Source organism: Pseudovibrio sp. POLY-S9, from assembly GCF_001431305.1.
GTDB lineage: Bacteria > Pseudomonadota > Alphaproteobacteria > Rhizobiales > Stappiaceae > Pseudovibrio.
Map to the genome: position 1 here is coordinate 41997 of NZ_LCWX01000029.1, position 15444 is coordinate 57440.

The window sequence follows — 15444 nt, forward strand, 5'->3', positions numbered from 1 at the left end:
AAGCGCCAACGGGTGGCTATCTTCTGCAGGCCGTATTTGCCACAGGCCGCTCAGCTGCACTTGGCATGAACGCGTACCTTCAGGACTGACGGGTTTGGAACTGGCGCCTGTAGGCTGTTGGCGTGGTGCCGTATTTGCTTCTGAAGTGATGTCGCAAGGTTGCTGCTGAGCCGAACCCGCAGAGGTGAGACAGATTCTCCATGTCCATCGCCTCTTCCGCTTCCAAAAGGTGCTTGGCTGTTTCCAATTGTTTGGTGCGCCGCCACTCTGCGGGTGCAAGTCCGGTTACCTTTGAGAATTTGCGAATGAAGGTGCGCTGGCTCATACCCATCAGGTCTGCCATTTCTGGCACGGACATGGTGTAGGCGCGCTTCTTCTCCAGTTCTTCAAAAAGCGAGGCGAAGCGTTTGCTTTCTCGTTCTTCTGGCACAGGTTGCTCTGCAAACTGGGTTTGCGTTCCTTCCCTGAACGGGGGCGCAACCAGTCGTTTGGCAACGCTGTTGGCGATCTGTGAGCCGTAATCCTGCCGGATGATGTGAAGCGCAAGGTCAATGCCTGCTGCGCTGCCTGCGGAGGTGAATACCCTGTCGGATTCGGAATAGAGCCGGTCTTCTTCCACATTGATGGACGGGAACCCGGTTTGCAGCGCCTCGGCATAGCGCCAATGTGTTGTGGCTGTGCGGCCATTGAGCAGGCCAGAGCGCGCCAGTACGAAAGCACCGGAGCAGATGGAGGCAACACGGGCTCCGCGATTGTAGGCCTTACAGAGCGCCTCAATCAGGTCCTCCGGCACCGGGGTATCAATGCCACGCCAGCCGGGGATGAGGATGATGTCGGCGTGATCCAGCGCATCCAGCTGTTTTTCGGCTTTGATCTCCAGACCACCCGCAGCACGGATAGGGCCGTCCTCGATGGCGACCGTCTCATACCTGTACCAGTTCGCGCCGAACTCTGGTCTTGGCAGGCCGAACAGCTCGTAGGCCTGTCCAAACTCGAAGGTACACAAACCGTCATAGATGAGCGTTGCTACAAGCGGGCCTTTGGGGCTGCGAGGTGTGGGTTGGACCATCGGAAAATTCAACTCAAACAAGATTGGCGTATTTTTTACGAATATAGTCATTTGAGCCAGTTTTTCGCAACCGGGAAATTCTCCAGATTATGGGAGCAGGCGAAATTCCTGTCATCACCCAAGGCTGTTTGTGGAGGCACCCTTCCTGCAAAACTGCTTTAAAATAAGTGTTTTTAGTGCTCCTCCCCCTAATCAGGAGCATCCTCATAGATTTGGAGACGTACATGTCCTCACGCGCGCTCGAATATTCCCCAGCCGACCCAAAGCTGGCGCTCTCACATTTCCGTTCAATCCTGCAGTTCGAGACAGATTGCTCTGATGTGCAGGCAGATTTGGCCGATGGTACTGCAGAATTCGTTTTGCTTGATGTTCGCGGTGCTACCCGCTTTGCAAAAGGACACGTGGATGGTGCGATCTGTTTGCATCACCGCGATCTGACCGAACAGAACCTTGCCAAGTGGCCAATGGACACAGTGTTTGTCGTCTATTGCGCTGGGCCGCATTGCAACGGGGCAGACAAGGCCGCCTATAACCTCTCCCGCTTGGGACGTCCGGTGAAGATTATGCTGGGCGGTATGACTGGCTGGATTGACGAAGGCTTTGAGCTGGTTGCGTCACCAGCTGAAGAAGTTGCTTAAGCCGAGCACCCACTCATAAAAAAGGCACCGAGGTGGGAGGATACCTCGGTGCCAAACAAAGCAGGCATAAAAAGGCCGATTGGGAGGGGGAGGTACGGCCTTTAAAATCGTCGGGGCAAGACAACCTGCCTTGAAACAAGGAGGACCCACCAAGCAATGGAAACGGGTCACCCTTCAGTTGTCCGCATAGTGATATGCAGATAATCCCTTTTCAGGACTTATTGTTATTTTGGTAATACTGACTGCTACGCACTCAGTACTTAATGACGCCCTGTTAAACCAGTGTTCTTATTGCTATTGAAGGTATCAGGGTCTTGTTATCATCAGGTTTTCAGAGATGGTGAACAAACACTTATCTGACACACCTGCAGAGAGACGCGGCCTAACGGCTAATTGAGGTGTAAACAGGGCGAAATACGGCTTTTCCATGGCGTATGGCCGTCAGCTTGTCGCAGTGAAAGCAGGAGTAGTCACAACGACTTACAGTAAGTCGCAAGAAGCATCTCTTTAAACTGAAGCTGCAAAGAGTAATTGCAAATATTGGACTGATGCCTCGATCATGAAAATCGATTTTTTGATATAAAATTCTGGACAGCTGAAATTTATTTTCCGGATAAGCAAATACAAGTGATCCGTTCAAATTTTAACAATTTGGCTCAATCTGGAATCATTGACTCCTTCCTGAATACATGCGTCAACTCTATTTACGTTGTTTGAGGGCAGGCTTACGAAGTCTTTTGAGACGGTGTTTGCGTTTACGGAGGCCCCTGGGCAACGTGGGAGGGGTTTCATTATGCATAAATTACTTAGGGCCGCGGCGGTTAGCCTAGCGGCCAGCGCGTTTGCGCTTTCTGTTTCATCAAATATTTCCTCTGCGGCAGAGCCGATCAAGATTGCCCACGTCTATGGTAAAACCGGTCCTTTTGAGGCCTATGCCAAGCAATCTCATGTGGGTTTGATGATGGGGCTGGAATACGCCACTGGCGGGACCATGGAGATTGATGGCCGAAAAATTGAGGTCATCGAAAAAGACAGTCAGCTCAAGCCCGATATAGGACGTGCCATGCTGGCCGAGGCTTACGGCGATGATGAGGTTGATCTGGCAATTGGGCCGGTCTCCTCTGGTGTTGCGTTGGCGATGCTCTCAATTGCTGAGGAATACGAGAAGCTGCTGATCGTGGAGCCTGCTGTCGCTGACAGCATCACGGGCGCCAACTTCAACCGCTACATCTTCCGCACGTCACGGAACTCCTCTCAGGATGCGATTGCGAATGCTGTTGCCCTTGGGCAGGACGGTGCGTCTATTGCCACGCTGGCGCAGGATTATGCGTTTGGGCGTGATGGCGTGGCTGCTTTCCGCAATGCGATTGAAAAGACTAATGCCAAGCTGGTGTTTGAGGAGTACGCACCGACGGACACCAAGGATTTCACCGCGAGTGCCCAGCGCATCTTTGAGGCTCTGAAGGGTCAGGAAGGACGCAAGTTCCTGTTTGTGATCTGGGCTGGTGGCGGAAACCCGCTGGCGAAGATCAACGCGATGAACCCTGAACGCCATGGGATTGAGATCGCAACAGGTGGCAACATTTTGGCGGCTCTGAAAGCCTATAAGGCCATGCCGGACATGGAAGGCGCGACCTACTATTACTACGAGATCCCTCAGAACCCAGTGAATGACTGGTTGGTGAAGGAGCATGAGGCTCGTTACAGCTCGCCGCCTGATTTCTTTACGGCGGGTGGTATGGCGGCAGGCATCGCTGCTGTCGAGGCGATCCGTAAAGCTGGCTCCACGGATACGGAAGAGCTGATCACCGCGATGGAAGGCATGGAGTTTGAAGGTCCGAAGGGGCTGATGAAATTCCGCGCTGAGGATCATCAGGCATTGCAGTCCATGTATCACTTCAAGATCCGTGTGGATCCAGAAGTTGAATGGGGCATTCCTGAACTGGTGCGCGAACTCAAGATTGAGGACATGGATATCCCAGTTCAGAACCAGTAGGTCCCCGTTTTACATAGCTCAGAGAGGGAGCGGGCCACTCGCTCCTTCTCCTTAATCGCAAAAGATAACGCTCTGGAGCCATGAGAGGTTTCTGCAGGTTTACTGACCTCATCCTCAGTTGCAGATTGTCCCGCTTACGGAATATCAGAGCCTCAAAGAGCGAAGTACAAGACCATGGACATTCTCTTAAAGCTGTTTTTGCCGCTTTCGCTGGCGTTCATCATGTTTTCTCTCGGGATCTCTCTTACACTGCAAGACTTTAAGCGCGTGGTGCAGATGCCGCGTGCGTTCAGCATTGGTATGCTGGGGCAATTGCTTTTGTTGCCCGTTGTTGCCTTTCTCATTTTACAGGTGGTGGAGCTGGAGCCGGCCATGGCGTTTGGCGTGATGCTGCTTGCCTTCGCGCCGGGTGGTGTCACCTCCAACATGCTGACACGGTTCAGCGGCGGATCTGTCGCGCTGGCGGTATCGCTCACCGCCGTGACCAGTGTGCTGTGTGTGTTGACGGTGCCGGTTTTTGCAGCGGCATCCGCAAACTACTTTCTTGGTGCGGCCATGCCCAAGATTGATGTGACGTCTATTGGTATTTCCATGGCACTGATTACGGCTGTTCCCGTTGCGATTGGGGTTCTCGTCAATCATATGGCGCCATCGTTTACCGCCGCAATTTCCAAAGTAGTGTCGCTGTTGGCCTCTGTGCTGTTTGTGGTGATCGTGCTTGGGGCCATTGCCACCAACTGGTCGGTGCTGACGGCTAACATTCTGGAGCTGGGGCCAGTCCTTATTCTGCTGAATGTTGTGATGCTACTGGTTGGGTATGGCGGCGCCAAGCTTATGAAGCTCTCGCATCCTGACAGTGTTGCGATTGCTATGGAGGTGGGCGTCCAAAATGCCACGCTTGGGATCACCGTTGGGGCTTTGATCGCAATGAACGGCGAAGCATTGCCGCCATACAGTCTGGCCTCCGGTATTTACGGCATCACCATGTATGGCTGTGCCTTCCTCTTCATCCTCTGGGCACGGCGGAAAGCGCGGGCAAACCCGAGCCTTCGCGCCCAAAGTGAACTCTCATAAAGGGCAGGTCTTTGGAATTACAGAAAGACGAAAAGCCGGTTCTGAGTACGCATGGTCTGACCATTCGTTTTGGTGGGCATGTGGCTGTGGATGCAGTGTCCTGTGATTTTCATCGCGGGACACTAACTGCCATTGTGGGGCCGAATGGTGCTGGCAAGACCACTTACTTCAACCTGATTTCCGGCCAGTTAGCCGCCAGCGCTGGTCATGTCTGGTTTAATGGCGAAGACATCACGCGCCTTTCAGTTGCCGACAGGACCCTGCGGGGCATCGGGCGGGCGTTTCAGATGACCAATCTGTTTCCCGGCCTGAGCGTTCGGGAGAATGCACGGCTGGCGGTGCAGGCTCATCAGCGGATGGGCATGGATTTGTTTTCTATGGCGGACAGCCATGTGGAGCTTATTGAACGGGCCGAGCACATTTTGGCAGAGGTGCATTTGCTGGATAAAGCCGAGCAGATCACGTCCGAGCTGTCACATGGAGATCAGCGCAAGCTGGAGGTGGCGCTGATGATTGCCATTGGTCCGCAGGTGCTGATGTTTGATGAGCCGACAGCAGGCATGAGCGTTGATGAGGTGCCGGTTGTGCTGGACCTGATCCGTGAGTTGAAGCAGGACAAGGACCGCACGATTTTACTGGTTGAGCACAAGATGGATGTGATCCGCTCACTGGCTGACCGGATTATTGTGCTGCACAACGGAGAGCTGGTGGCAGATGGGGATCCTACTGAAGTGATCGCCTCTCCGGTGGTTCAGCAGGCTTATCTAGGTGTTGCACCTGAAGAGAAAACAGAGGGTGCGCATGTCTGATGCTCTTCTCAGTCTAAACAGCGTTCACACGCATATTGGCCCCTACCACATTTTGCAGGGGGTTGATCTGGAAGTTCCACGCGGTGGTGTCACGGTTCTGCTAGGGCGGAATGGCGCTGGCAAGACCACGACGCTGCGGACCATTATGGGGCTGTGGCAGGCCTCAAAAGGGACGATCCAGTTTGATGGAGCGGAGATCCAGAAAGAGACGACACCTGCCATTGCCCAGCGCGAGATTGCTTTTGTGCCTGAAGATATGGGCATTTTCACCGATCTGACCGTGCATGAAAACATGCTTCTGGCTGCACGGAACAGTGCGATTGATGAGGAACGGCTGGGATGGGTTTTTGGCCTGTTCCCTCCCCTCAAAACATTCTGGCAGAGTGCTGCGGGTAATCTTTCCGGCGGGCAAAAGCAGATGCTGGCGGTGGCTCGCGCAATCATTGAGCCGAGGAAGCTAATCCTGATTGATGAGCCAACCAAGGGGCTGGCTCCTGCAATCATCAACGCTATGATCGCGGCCCTGAAAGAACTGAAAGAGATGCAGACCACGATTTTGCTGGTGGAGCAGAACTTTTCCATGGCGCGCGCAGTGGGAGACACCGTTGCCGTGATGGATGACGGGCGGATTGTTTATTCCGGCGCCATGGCAGAGCTGGCAGCTGATGCAGGATTGCAGGAGAGGCTGATGGGACTTTCACTGGAGGCACACCAATGAGCGACAGCCTGATTAAACCGCGCATCGAGCGCCCTTCTCTCTCTCAGACTATCGAGGCAAAGGCACCTCTGCTGCTTGTGCCTGTGCTGATGGTGGTCGGCTTACTCGCGATTGGTTCCGGCTCCACCTGGTTGACGCTGACGGCGGCGGGACTGGCGATGGGGATGATGATTTTCATCATGGCGTCTGGCCTAACTGTGATCTTCGGCCTGATGGACGTGATCAACTTCGGGCATGGGGCGTTTATTTCGCTTGGGGCCTTTGCGGGGTTTACCATTTTGGGCCTGCTGGGTGGCTGGATTGAGAGCCCCAGCATTGCGCTTAATCTGGGCGCTGTTCTGCTTGCTGTGGCGTTTGCCATGCTGGTGACGGGCCTTTCGGGCTATGGCTTTGAGCGGCTGATTGTGAAGCCGGTTTACGGACAGCATCTGAAGCAGATCCTCGTAACCATGGGCGGGCTGGTTGTGACGCAGCAGCTGATCTATGTGATCTGGGGACCGGATGAGATTGTGCTGGCGCGGCCTGCTGCGTTTCAGGGTTCTTTTGTGGTGCTGGGAGCTGCCATTGAGAAATACCGTGTGTTGGCCATTGTAATCGGGCTGGTGTTGTTTGTTGCCATGCGGCTGGTTTTAAACCGGACACGCATTGGGCTGCTGGTGCGGGCTGGGGTTCAGAATGGCGAGATGGTGGAAGCTCTGGGGTATCCGATAGAGAAGCTGTTTCTGGCGGTGTTCATGGTGGGCTGTGCTTTGGCGGGGCTCGGCGGTGTGATGTGGGGCATGTATCAGGAAACCATCACGGCCCACATGGGGGCTGAGGTGATGATCTCCGTCTTCATCGTGGTGATCATCGGTGGGCTGGGGTCCATTGAGGGCTGTTTCATCGGCGCGATGCTGGTGGGCTTATTGACCAACTACACCGGCTTCCTGATCCCCAAACTGGCGTTGGTCTCGACCATTTTGCTGATGGGGGCTGTGCTGATGTGGCGACCTCAGGGGCTTTACCCCGTTGTCAAAGCGCATTGAGGAGTTTGTCAGATGATTGTGAAACTCCTTTCCGGTGACCGTCCACGCAGCAAAATGCTCAGTGCAGTCTTGCTGCTTATTCTGTTTGGGTTGCTGTTTGCGCCCTTTCTGTTTCCCGGTACGCGTTCGTTAGATACGGCTGCTCGCATCTGCATCTTCATTGTGCTGGTGGCCAGTTATGATTTACTGCTGGGGTATACGGGTGTGGTGTCGTTCGCGCACACCATGTTCTTTGGTATCGGGGCTTATGGGACGGCCATTGCACTGGTGAACATGGGCGCCTCTTACAGCGCGATTGCGCTTGGCACTGTGTGTGGTGCGGTGGTTGCCGGGGCCTTTGCGTTTGTGATTGCGCTGTTCTCACTACGGGTCAAAGCAATCTTCTTTGCCATGATGACACTGGCTGTGGCGAGTGCGTTTCTGGTGCTGGTCTCGCAACTTTCCGGCTTCACTGGCGGTGAGGACGGGCTGAGCTATCGTATCCCGCGGGAGATGACGCCTGCGTTCAAGTTGGTGAAGGAGAAGGTGCTCGGGGTTCGCCTCAATGGCAAGCTGATCACGTACTATGTGGTCTTCTTCAGCAGCTTGTGTCTGTTCCTTGTTTTGCTGCGGATGGTGAACTCTCCGTTTGGCCGCGTTCTGCAAGCTATCCGAGAGAATGCATTCCGTGCGGAAGCGATTGGCTACAAGGTCGTGCGATATCGCAGCGTGGCGACAATTCTGTCTGCTGTAATGGCAGCGCTCGCAGGGTCCTTGATGGCACTCTGGCTGCGCTACACTGGGCCAGCGACGACGCTCTCCATGGATATAATGGTGGACATTCTGTTGATGGTTGTGATTGGCGGAATGGGGAGCATGTACGGCGCCGTTATCGGGGCTGTCCTGTTCCTTCTCACCCAGTCCTATTTGCAGAACCTCTTGGGCCTCCTTCAGGAATCGCTGGGTAGTCTGCCTATAGTGTCAGAGGTGGTTTCACCGGAACGCTGGCTGCTTTGGTTGGGAATGTTATTTATCTGCAGTATTTACTGGTTCCCTAAGGGCATCGTAGGCCGTTTAAGAGGAACATAATGCCTCAATTGGGCTCTTTTTTTAAATTGCACCTTGTGGATTTCTTAAGGAGCAACTACATCGGTAGGGACGAGCAAGCTAAGAGATTTGCTTATCCCGTAGTATTAGAGGGGCGACATATGACCCGCCTCCCTATATGAACCATTAGGACTGATTTCTTTTAGAAAGAATGAGAGCTCAGACCTTATGACTGCGGGCTGTTATTAGAGACACGGCTGGCAATGTTGCGGTGCATGTATCGGAACAATGTCCTTTTCTGCCTTTGATTACATTGCTCGTCACGACTGACCCGCCTTAACCAGGCGAGTTGACTTTTTTGGCTTAAAGGACGTTTCCATGCGACAAGACGGTACCCTCAAATTCTTCAACCACGACAAAGGCTACGGCTTCGTTACTCCAGCTGACGGTTCCAAAGACATCTTTGTTCATATCACAGCTTTCGAACGCTCTGGCATCGCAGTTCCTGCTGAAGGTGCAGCGATCACTTTTGTTGCTGAAGAAGATCGTCGTGGCCGCGGTTTGCAGGCTTCCCAGATTGAGCTTGCTTAATCTGTACGATTTGCGAGGCTCCAGAGTTTGTTTCAGCGCAAGCTGAATGAACTTTGTGACCGCCACATAATTGGCCTGATGCGCGCCGGCAATTGCCAGGCGCCGTCAGGCCTTTTATTTTTTACATCAGACCAGCCGTCTCCTTGTTCTGATCAGAGCTTGCCTAATGCTCTCTCTCCCCCATCTTTCAGCTGAGAACTTCTTAAAAGAGCCGCAATCACGGCTATTTTATCTGGTTCAACGAACATCGTTGTTTTCACTTCATAAATTTCGTGGTTCACATGACGACTTGGCCTCGCAAAGTTGCCACTGATGGCCTATACTGACAAAAGTCGCAGATCTGCGCTTATAAGAACAACTTTTTTCTCTGCGACCTCTCGCAGAATTGGGCAAGGGACTCATTGTGAAGGGCACGACCAAAGCCAGCAGAACGCAGCATCGCATTCTTGAAGCGGCCATCGACTATGTGCAAGCACAAGGCGGTGGGCAGTTTTCGTTGGATGCAATCGCCAAGCATGCAGGTGTTTCCAAAGGTGGGCTGCTCTATAACTTCCCAAGCAAACAAGCTCTCATCCGCTCCATGGTTCAATACCATGTAGATGGCACGCGCGATAACATTGCCACAGAAGAGCAGAAGCTTGCTGATGATCCCTATCGTCATAAACTTATGCGGGCATTCCTGAAGGGGCTTTGCAGCAAGATTAAAGAAGACAACAAGGCAGCCTCCGGTATGCTGGCCGCCATTGCAGACGACCCGAGCCTGCTTGACCCCGTCCGCGTCTTCCATAAAGACATGTACGCGCGCATTCAGGACGAGTCTGAAGACCCAGAGCTGGCAACCCTTGTCTATCTGGCTGTTGAAGGCATTCACAGCAACGGGATGTTTCAGGTTCTTGATGAGGACCAGCTGAATGTGGAAGAGCAACTCGAGCGCATGTTCGAGATACTCAAGTAAAGCTCTCTCTGACTTGATTTCTTCTCAGCCCTGACTGCTGAAATATATCGCCAGCCCCACCTGCCCTCTGCTAGCATTAATACCTATGTACTTTATGAATTAGCGGAGACGGGCAGATGAAACGCCGTGACTTTCTGAAAACAGCAATGGCAACCGGTGCTGCGGGCGGCGCTTCTGTCCTTGCTGCGCCAGCACTTGCAAACGCCACATTGAACCTAAAACTCGTAGGAGCCTTCCCAAAGGGTTTCCCGGGCGTGGGAACCTCAGCTGAACAGCTGGGCAAACGCATTGAGGCGCTTTCTGACGGCAAGATCTCCATCAAGTATTTTGGCGGTGGCAAGCTGGTTCCTCCGTTCGAAACATTCTCTGCCGTTTCCTCTGGCACTGCTGATATCGGTCACAACGCACCTTATTATCAGGTGGGCAAGATCCGCTCGACCATGTACTTCACCACTCTCCCGTTTGGCTTGGATGCAACCGAGCTTTCAGGCTGGTTGCGTCATGGCGGCGGGCAGGCGCTTTGGGACGAAGCGTATGCACCGCATGGTGTGAAACCATTTTATGCGGGCAGCTCAGGCGCTCAGGCAGGCGGCTGGTTCAAGAAGCCAATCAAATCTCTGGATGACCTTGTCGGGCTGAAGATGCGTATTGCCGGCCTTGGCGGCGACATCCTGCGCAAAGTGGGTGCGACCACTGTTGTGACACCTCCACCAGAAATCTACCCCGCCCTGCAGTCCGGTGTTGTTGATGCGGCTGAGTTTGTTGGCCCATGGAATGATCTTGCTCTCGGCCTTTACAAGATAGCGCCGTACTACCACTTGCCAGCGTTCCATGAGCCGGGTCCGGGTCTAGAATTGATCGTAAACCAGAACACCTATGAGAACCTGAGCCCATGGCTGAAGGAAGTTCTGGCGCAAGCGGCGACAGCACAGGCTGAAGAGAGCACAGCGGAGTTCCGCTACAACAACACCATCGCGCTTTCCACGTTGGTGGAGCGCGGTGCCATTCTCTCCTCCTTCCCACCGGATGTGATTGAAGCGATTGGCGCGGCTGCACGTGAAGTGATTGCGGCTTACCCTGCTGGCGATGCAATGAGCGAGAAGATCCATGGTTCCTACATGGACTACGTGAAAGCCTGCTCTCTGTACGGTGCGCGCATGGAAGGACAGCTTTATCAGGACCGTGCGCAGGTGTGGTCTACGTAAGCCTCACTTGACCGAGATTTTGGAATGGGGAGTTTTGCTTCTCATTCCATAGGCTGCTTAAACGAATCATCAAAAGCTCACTAAATAACGTCGATGCACTTGTACTCGCTGAAAACTCAAGTATATTTCCGAAATAATAATTAATTGCAATCTACACATATACTTAGGAACTAAGTATTTTACCTAATTATATTACTTAGGTGAGAATAAGTAGGCAGTTAGTACAAATCCAAGCCACAGAATAAACGCTCTATAAAGAATTACTGACTCAATTTATGCGTGTAATCACGAAACAGTGAAACGGGCAGCAGTGCCCCGCTCAAAATTGGAACTCGAGTTTCCCCTTCAGGTGCTCTTATGCGTCGTATTCTTTTAAAGTATCGTATCATCGCGATATTCATGCTTGCGTTTGTGCCCATGCTCTATTTTGCTGGCTCACAAATCACCACCGCCTATAACAAAAAGGTGGAAGCATCCTCTATTGGTCAGGTTGCAGAGTTTGTTCCTGTATTGAGTGCTGTTGTTCACGAACTGCAAAAAGAGCGTGGCCGCTCTGCCGGATATCTTGGCGCTAAGGGCAAAGCCTTTGCTGAGGGCCTTGCTGACCAGCACAAGCTGACCGACAGCAAAATCCGTATCTACAAGACTGCGCTGGACAACATCCACCTTGCTTCCATTGACAAGGGCCTTGCGGCTCAGGTGGACATGGTGAACAGCCGTCTGGCAAACATTGCCCGGATCCGCAATAACGTCAAAAGCCTGAACACAACCGTTGGCGAAACTGTTGCTTACTACAGTGGCACGATCAACGAGGCCTTCAAGTTTTTGCCAAGCACAATTGCCGTAAGCCGCGATGCAAGCCTTGTTCGCAAGCTGAGCATGTATGAAGAAGTGCTGCTTGGAAAAGAGAACGCAGGCATTGAGCGCGCAATTGGCGCAAACGGCTTTAGTGCTCAGGAATTTAACCCGACTATCTACCATCGCTTCGTTCGTCTTGGCGCCAGTCAGGATACGCACTTCAAAACTGCGCAATCATTGATGACCGGGCCTCAGGTGAAGTATCTGGAGAAGATCTTCAACCGGCCTATCATGAGCCAGGTTGATGCTGCCCGTAAGCTGGGGTATGCCGCTGCGTTTGGTGGCGATATCTCCTCCATCTCCGGTACTGAGTGGTTTGACCTGGCGACCGAACGTATCGACTCGCTGAAGGATTTTGAAGACTACCTTGCGGACGAACTGGTGATGCATGCGCAAAAACTGACTGCGAATGCACAGTGGGAGTTTATGCTGGCCCTCATCATCTCCGGCATTGTGACGGTGCTGGGTATTGGCGCGGCTTACACGATCATTCGCAGTGTATCTATTCCGGTAACAGCCCTACTTAGCGATGCTCGCAAACTGGCTGAAGGCGACACCACTGTGACGTTCGCTGGTGCGACTGGCGTTGATGAAGTTGGCCAGGTGGCGAACGCTGTTATGTCTTTCCGCGATACGGTTGCTGAGCAAAAGCGACTGCAGAGCCTTTCTGAAAAAGAGCATGAACAGGAGCGTGACCGCCAGATGCACGTGGATCAGCTGATCAGTGTGTTTAATGACCAGGTTTCCAGCGTTCTTGACCGGGTTGATGACAACACCGGTAAGATGCAGCAAACCGCTGACTCTCTGACGCACATAGCGACAACCACATCTGACCGTGCCAACAGCGCTGCTGGTTCCTCTGAGCAGGCTTCGCAAAACGTGCAGACCGTGGCTTCTGCTGCTGAAGAGCTCTCTGCATCCATCGAAGAGATCGGGCGCCAGATCTCCCAGACCAAGCAGACTGTTGATGATGCAACCAGTGTTGCAACTGCCACCAACGATCATGTGGCGGATCTGGATGTTGCGGCTCAGAAGATTGGCGAAGTGGTCAATCTCATTCGTGACATCGCCGAGCAGACCAACCTGCTGGCTCTGAACGCAACCATTGAAGCAGCGCGTGCTGGCGAAATGGGTAAGGGCTTTGCGGTTGTTGCATCCGAGGTAAAGGAGCTGGCAACCCAGACCTCCAAGGCGACAGAAGAGATTTCCTCTCAGATCTCCGGTATTCAGGGTTCTACGAAGGAAGCTGTGACCGCTATTGAGCAGATTGCTGGTACAATGCATCAGGTGAATGAGTATACCAGCTCCATTGCCACTGCGATTGCTCAGCAGAATGCAGCGACATCATCCATCAGCCAGAACATTCAGCAGGCTGCACAGGGCACTCAGGATGTGGCGGACAGCATGAGCGTTGTCACGAGCTCGGTTCAGGAAACCAACCACTCTGCCAATGACGTGCTTGAGGCTTCTTCTTCTGTTTCCAAACAGGCAACGGAGCTGCGCCAGACCATTTCCAACTTCCTGAGAGATGTTGTTGCGGCTTAAGCGTTAAACATTGCTGAAATGCATGGGGAGGGCTCCGGCCCTCCTCTTTTATTTGATCCCGAGTTGACCTTGGCTGGAAAGCCCATATAAGAGCGCCATGCAAAACATTAACGTTCTTATAATAGGTGCAGGTGCCGCCGGCCTGATGTGTGCCATTGAGGCTGGAAAGCGCGGACGCTCTGTGCTGGTGATTGACCATGCCAAGCGCCCAGCAGACAAGATCCGCATCTCCGGTGGCGGGCGGTGCAACTTCACAAACCTGCACGCCTCTCCTGCAAACTATCTTTCTGAGAACCCGCGTTTTGCTGTTTCTGCTTTGAAGCGCTTCACCCAGCATGATTTTATCGCGCTGGTGGACAAGCACCGCATCAGTTGGCACGAAAAAACACTGGGCCAACTGTTTTGCGATGACAGTGCTCAGCAGATCATCGACATGCTGCTCCAGCTCTGCCAGCAATCTGGCGTTCGCATTCAGCTGGGCACCAGTGTCACTTCCCTCACCAAACCTGATGATCGCTTTACCGTTGATACCTCCAGAGACACCGTGCGAGCGCAGTCTGTGGTTGTGGCATGCGGAGGTCCATCCATTCCCAAGATGGGTGCCACCGGCTTTGGCTACGAAATTGCCAAGCAGTTTGATCTACCGCTCGTCACCCCTCGTGCTGCTCTCGTGCCATTCGTTTTTGATGATGCGATGCGGGAACGGACCAAACATCTGGCAGGCGTTTCAGTGGATGCTGTTGTGTCTTTCAAAAAGACCAGTTTTCGTGAAGGATTGCTCTTCACCCATCGTGGCCTTTCCGGGCCATCCATTTTGCAGATTTCCTCCTACTGGGAAGAAGGCAAAGACATTCGCGTCAACTTGCTTCCAGACACAGATGTTTTTGAGGCCCTGAAGTCCGCCAAGCAAAGCCAGCCAAAACAGGACATTAAGACTGCCGTGGCAAGTTTGCTGCCTAAAAAGCTGGCCACGCATATTGCTGAGGAGCATAAGCTGGGCGGACGGTTGGCCGACATCTCCGACAAGGTGCTGCGCAAGGCCGCTCTGGCAATCAACGAGTGGACCCTCAAGCCCGTCGGCACCGAAGGCTACCGCACTGCTGAGGTCACCTCAGGCGGCGTAAGCACAAAGGCCCTCTCCTCCAAAACAATGGAAACCAGCTCCGTCCCCGGCCTCTTCTTCATCGGCGAAGTCGTCGACGTCACCGGCCACCTCGGCGGCTTCAACTTCCAATGGGCCTGGTCTTCCGGCCATGCGGCCGGGCAGTTTGTTTAGGTGTGACAGTCGAACATAATCTGCAGATAACTAATATACTTTACACACAAAGGCCCAACGGGATAATATCTTCATACCCTTTTGCCCAACAAGAGAAAGTATCATTTGTTTTCAAACAATAAAAGTGCTCTTTCTCTGCAAGCATAATGACAACGAAATTGAGATCCATGAGCAATTTCCTGTTATTCCCTTATATCAGGCAATCGAGTTTGCAAGCTATATTGGTCTCAATCACCCACAGGTCTTCTCCATTACACAACCAAACATTATGACATCAAAGTAATCTGAACTACCTTCCGGAAACATTAGAGCTAAACTGTTTTCAACTCAGAATTTGATTTTCGCAGCCTCTCCTCGTATCCACAAACTTCCCCTTGCAGTATTGATATGATTGACATGCCCCGTATATGCTTGGATATATGTTGCCCGCTTGGGGTAGCATATTGAATGTACATCAATTGGTGAATTATTGAGAATGGGGGTCCTGTTTCTCTAATTGGTAGAAATTACTTCTGGCACTCTGTTTGCAGAGTACCTAACTTTTTCTTTAATCACTGCAACTTAAAGCGTTTCGATCAAAGTTTGAATCTATGAGATTCCCCAAAACTTCGATTTGTGATTCACTCTGTTCGGGAGGATCACAGCATGCCAGCACCACT

The 15444-nt window shown here is 52.7% G+C and carries 13 protein-coding genes; 12 read left to right on the forward strand and 1 reads right to left on the reverse strand.

Annotated features, from left to right (window positions below; all coding sequences use genetic code 11):
- Nucleotides 1-79: 79 nt before the first annotated feature.
- Nucleotides 80-1069 carry a transcriptional regulator FtrA gene (gene ftrA / locus PPL9_RS01585; RefSeq protein WP_057461016.1) on the reverse strand — a complete coding sequence of 330 codons (990 nt, stop codon included), beginning with the start codon at nucleotides 1067-1069 and terminating at the stop codon, nucleotides 80-82.
- 224 nt (nucleotides 1070-1293) lie between these two features.
- Here ftrA and PPL9_RS01595 point away from each other — a divergent pair, with 224 nt between their 5' ends.
- The 12 genes from PPL9_RS01595 (at nucleotide 1294) to PPL9_RS01650 (ending at nucleotide 14785) form a co-directional block, all read left to right on the forward strand.
- Nucleotides 1294-1707, forward strand: coding sequence for a rhodanese-like domain-containing protein (locus PPL9_RS01595; protein WP_057460999.1), 414 nt, complete (start codon nucleotides 1294-1296; stop codon nucleotides 1705-1707).
- 793 nt (nucleotides 1708-2500) lie between these two features.
- On the forward strand, nucleotides 2501-3703 hold the full coding sequence (locus PPL9_RS01600; RefSeq protein ID WP_057461000.1) for a substrate-binding domain-containing protein: 1203 nt from the start codon (nucleotides 2501-2503) through the stop codon (nucleotides 3701-3703).
- A 174-nt stretch (nucleotides 3704-3877) separates the two neighbouring features.
- Complete coding sequence (locus PPL9_RS01605) at nucleotides 3878-4777, forward strand: bile acid:sodium symporter family protein (protein ID WP_057461001.1); 900 nt, start codon at nucleotides 3878-3880, stop codon at nucleotides 4775-4777.
- An 11-nt stretch (nucleotides 4778-4788) separates the two neighbouring features.
- A complete protein-coding gene (locus PPL9_RS01610) occupies nucleotides 4789-5586 on the forward strand; it encodes an ABC transporter ATP-binding protein (RefSeq protein WP_057461002.1) in 798 nt (265 codons plus the stop codon).
- On the forward strand, nucleotides 5579-6304 hold the full coding sequence (locus PPL9_RS01615) for an ABC transporter ATP-binding protein (protein WP_057461003.1): 726 nt from the start codon (nucleotides 5579-5581) through the stop codon (nucleotides 6302-6304). Before PPL9_RS01610 ends, PPL9_RS01615 begins: the two co-directional genes overlap by 8 nt.
- Nucleotides 6301-7329, forward strand: coding sequence for a branched-chain amino acid ABC transporter permease (locus tag PPL9_RS01620; protein WP_057461004.1), 1029 nt, complete (start codon nucleotides 6301-6303; stop codon nucleotides 7327-7329). The genes PPL9_RS01615 and PPL9_RS01620 overlap by 4 nt, the downstream gene beginning before the upstream one ends.
- A 12-nt stretch (nucleotides 7330-7341) precedes the next feature.
- On the forward strand, nucleotides 7342-8397 hold the full coding sequence (locus tag PPL9_RS01625) for a branched-chain amino acid ABC transporter permease (RefSeq protein WP_057461005.1): 1056 nt from the start codon (nucleotides 7342-7344) through the stop codon (nucleotides 8395-8397).
- Between the two features lie 336 nt (nucleotides 8398-8733).
- Entirely contained in the window at nucleotides 8734-8946 is a 213-nt protein-coding gene (locus PPL9_RS01630) for a cold shock domain-containing protein (protein WP_057461006.1), read from the forward strand.
- Between the two features lie 403 nt (nucleotides 8947-9349).
- Nucleotides 9350-9901 carry a TetR/AcrR family transcriptional regulator gene (locus PPL9_RS01635; RefSeq protein ID WP_057461017.1) on the forward strand — a complete coding sequence of 184 codons (552 nt, stop codon included), beginning with the start codon at nucleotides 9350-9352 and terminating at the stop codon, nucleotides 9899-9901.
- A 116-nt stretch (nucleotides 9902-10017) separates the two neighbouring features.
- A complete protein-coding gene (locus tag PPL9_RS01640; RefSeq protein WP_057461007.1) occupies nucleotides 10018-11106 on the forward strand; it encodes a TRAP transporter substrate-binding protein in 1089 nt (362 codons plus the stop codon).
- A 357-nt stretch (nucleotides 11107-11463) separates the two neighbouring features.
- On the forward strand, nucleotides 11464-13509 hold the full coding sequence (locus PPL9_RS01645) for a methyl-accepting chemotaxis protein (RefSeq protein WP_057461008.1): 2046 nt from the start codon (nucleotides 11464-11466) through the stop codon (nucleotides 13507-13509).
- Between the two features lie 97 nt (nucleotides 13510-13606).
- Entirely contained in the window at nucleotides 13607-14785 is a 1179-nt protein-coding gene (locus PPL9_RS01650) for an NAD(P)/FAD-dependent oxidoreductase (protein WP_057461009.1), read from the forward strand.
- Nucleotides 14786-15444 lie beyond the last annotated feature (659 nt).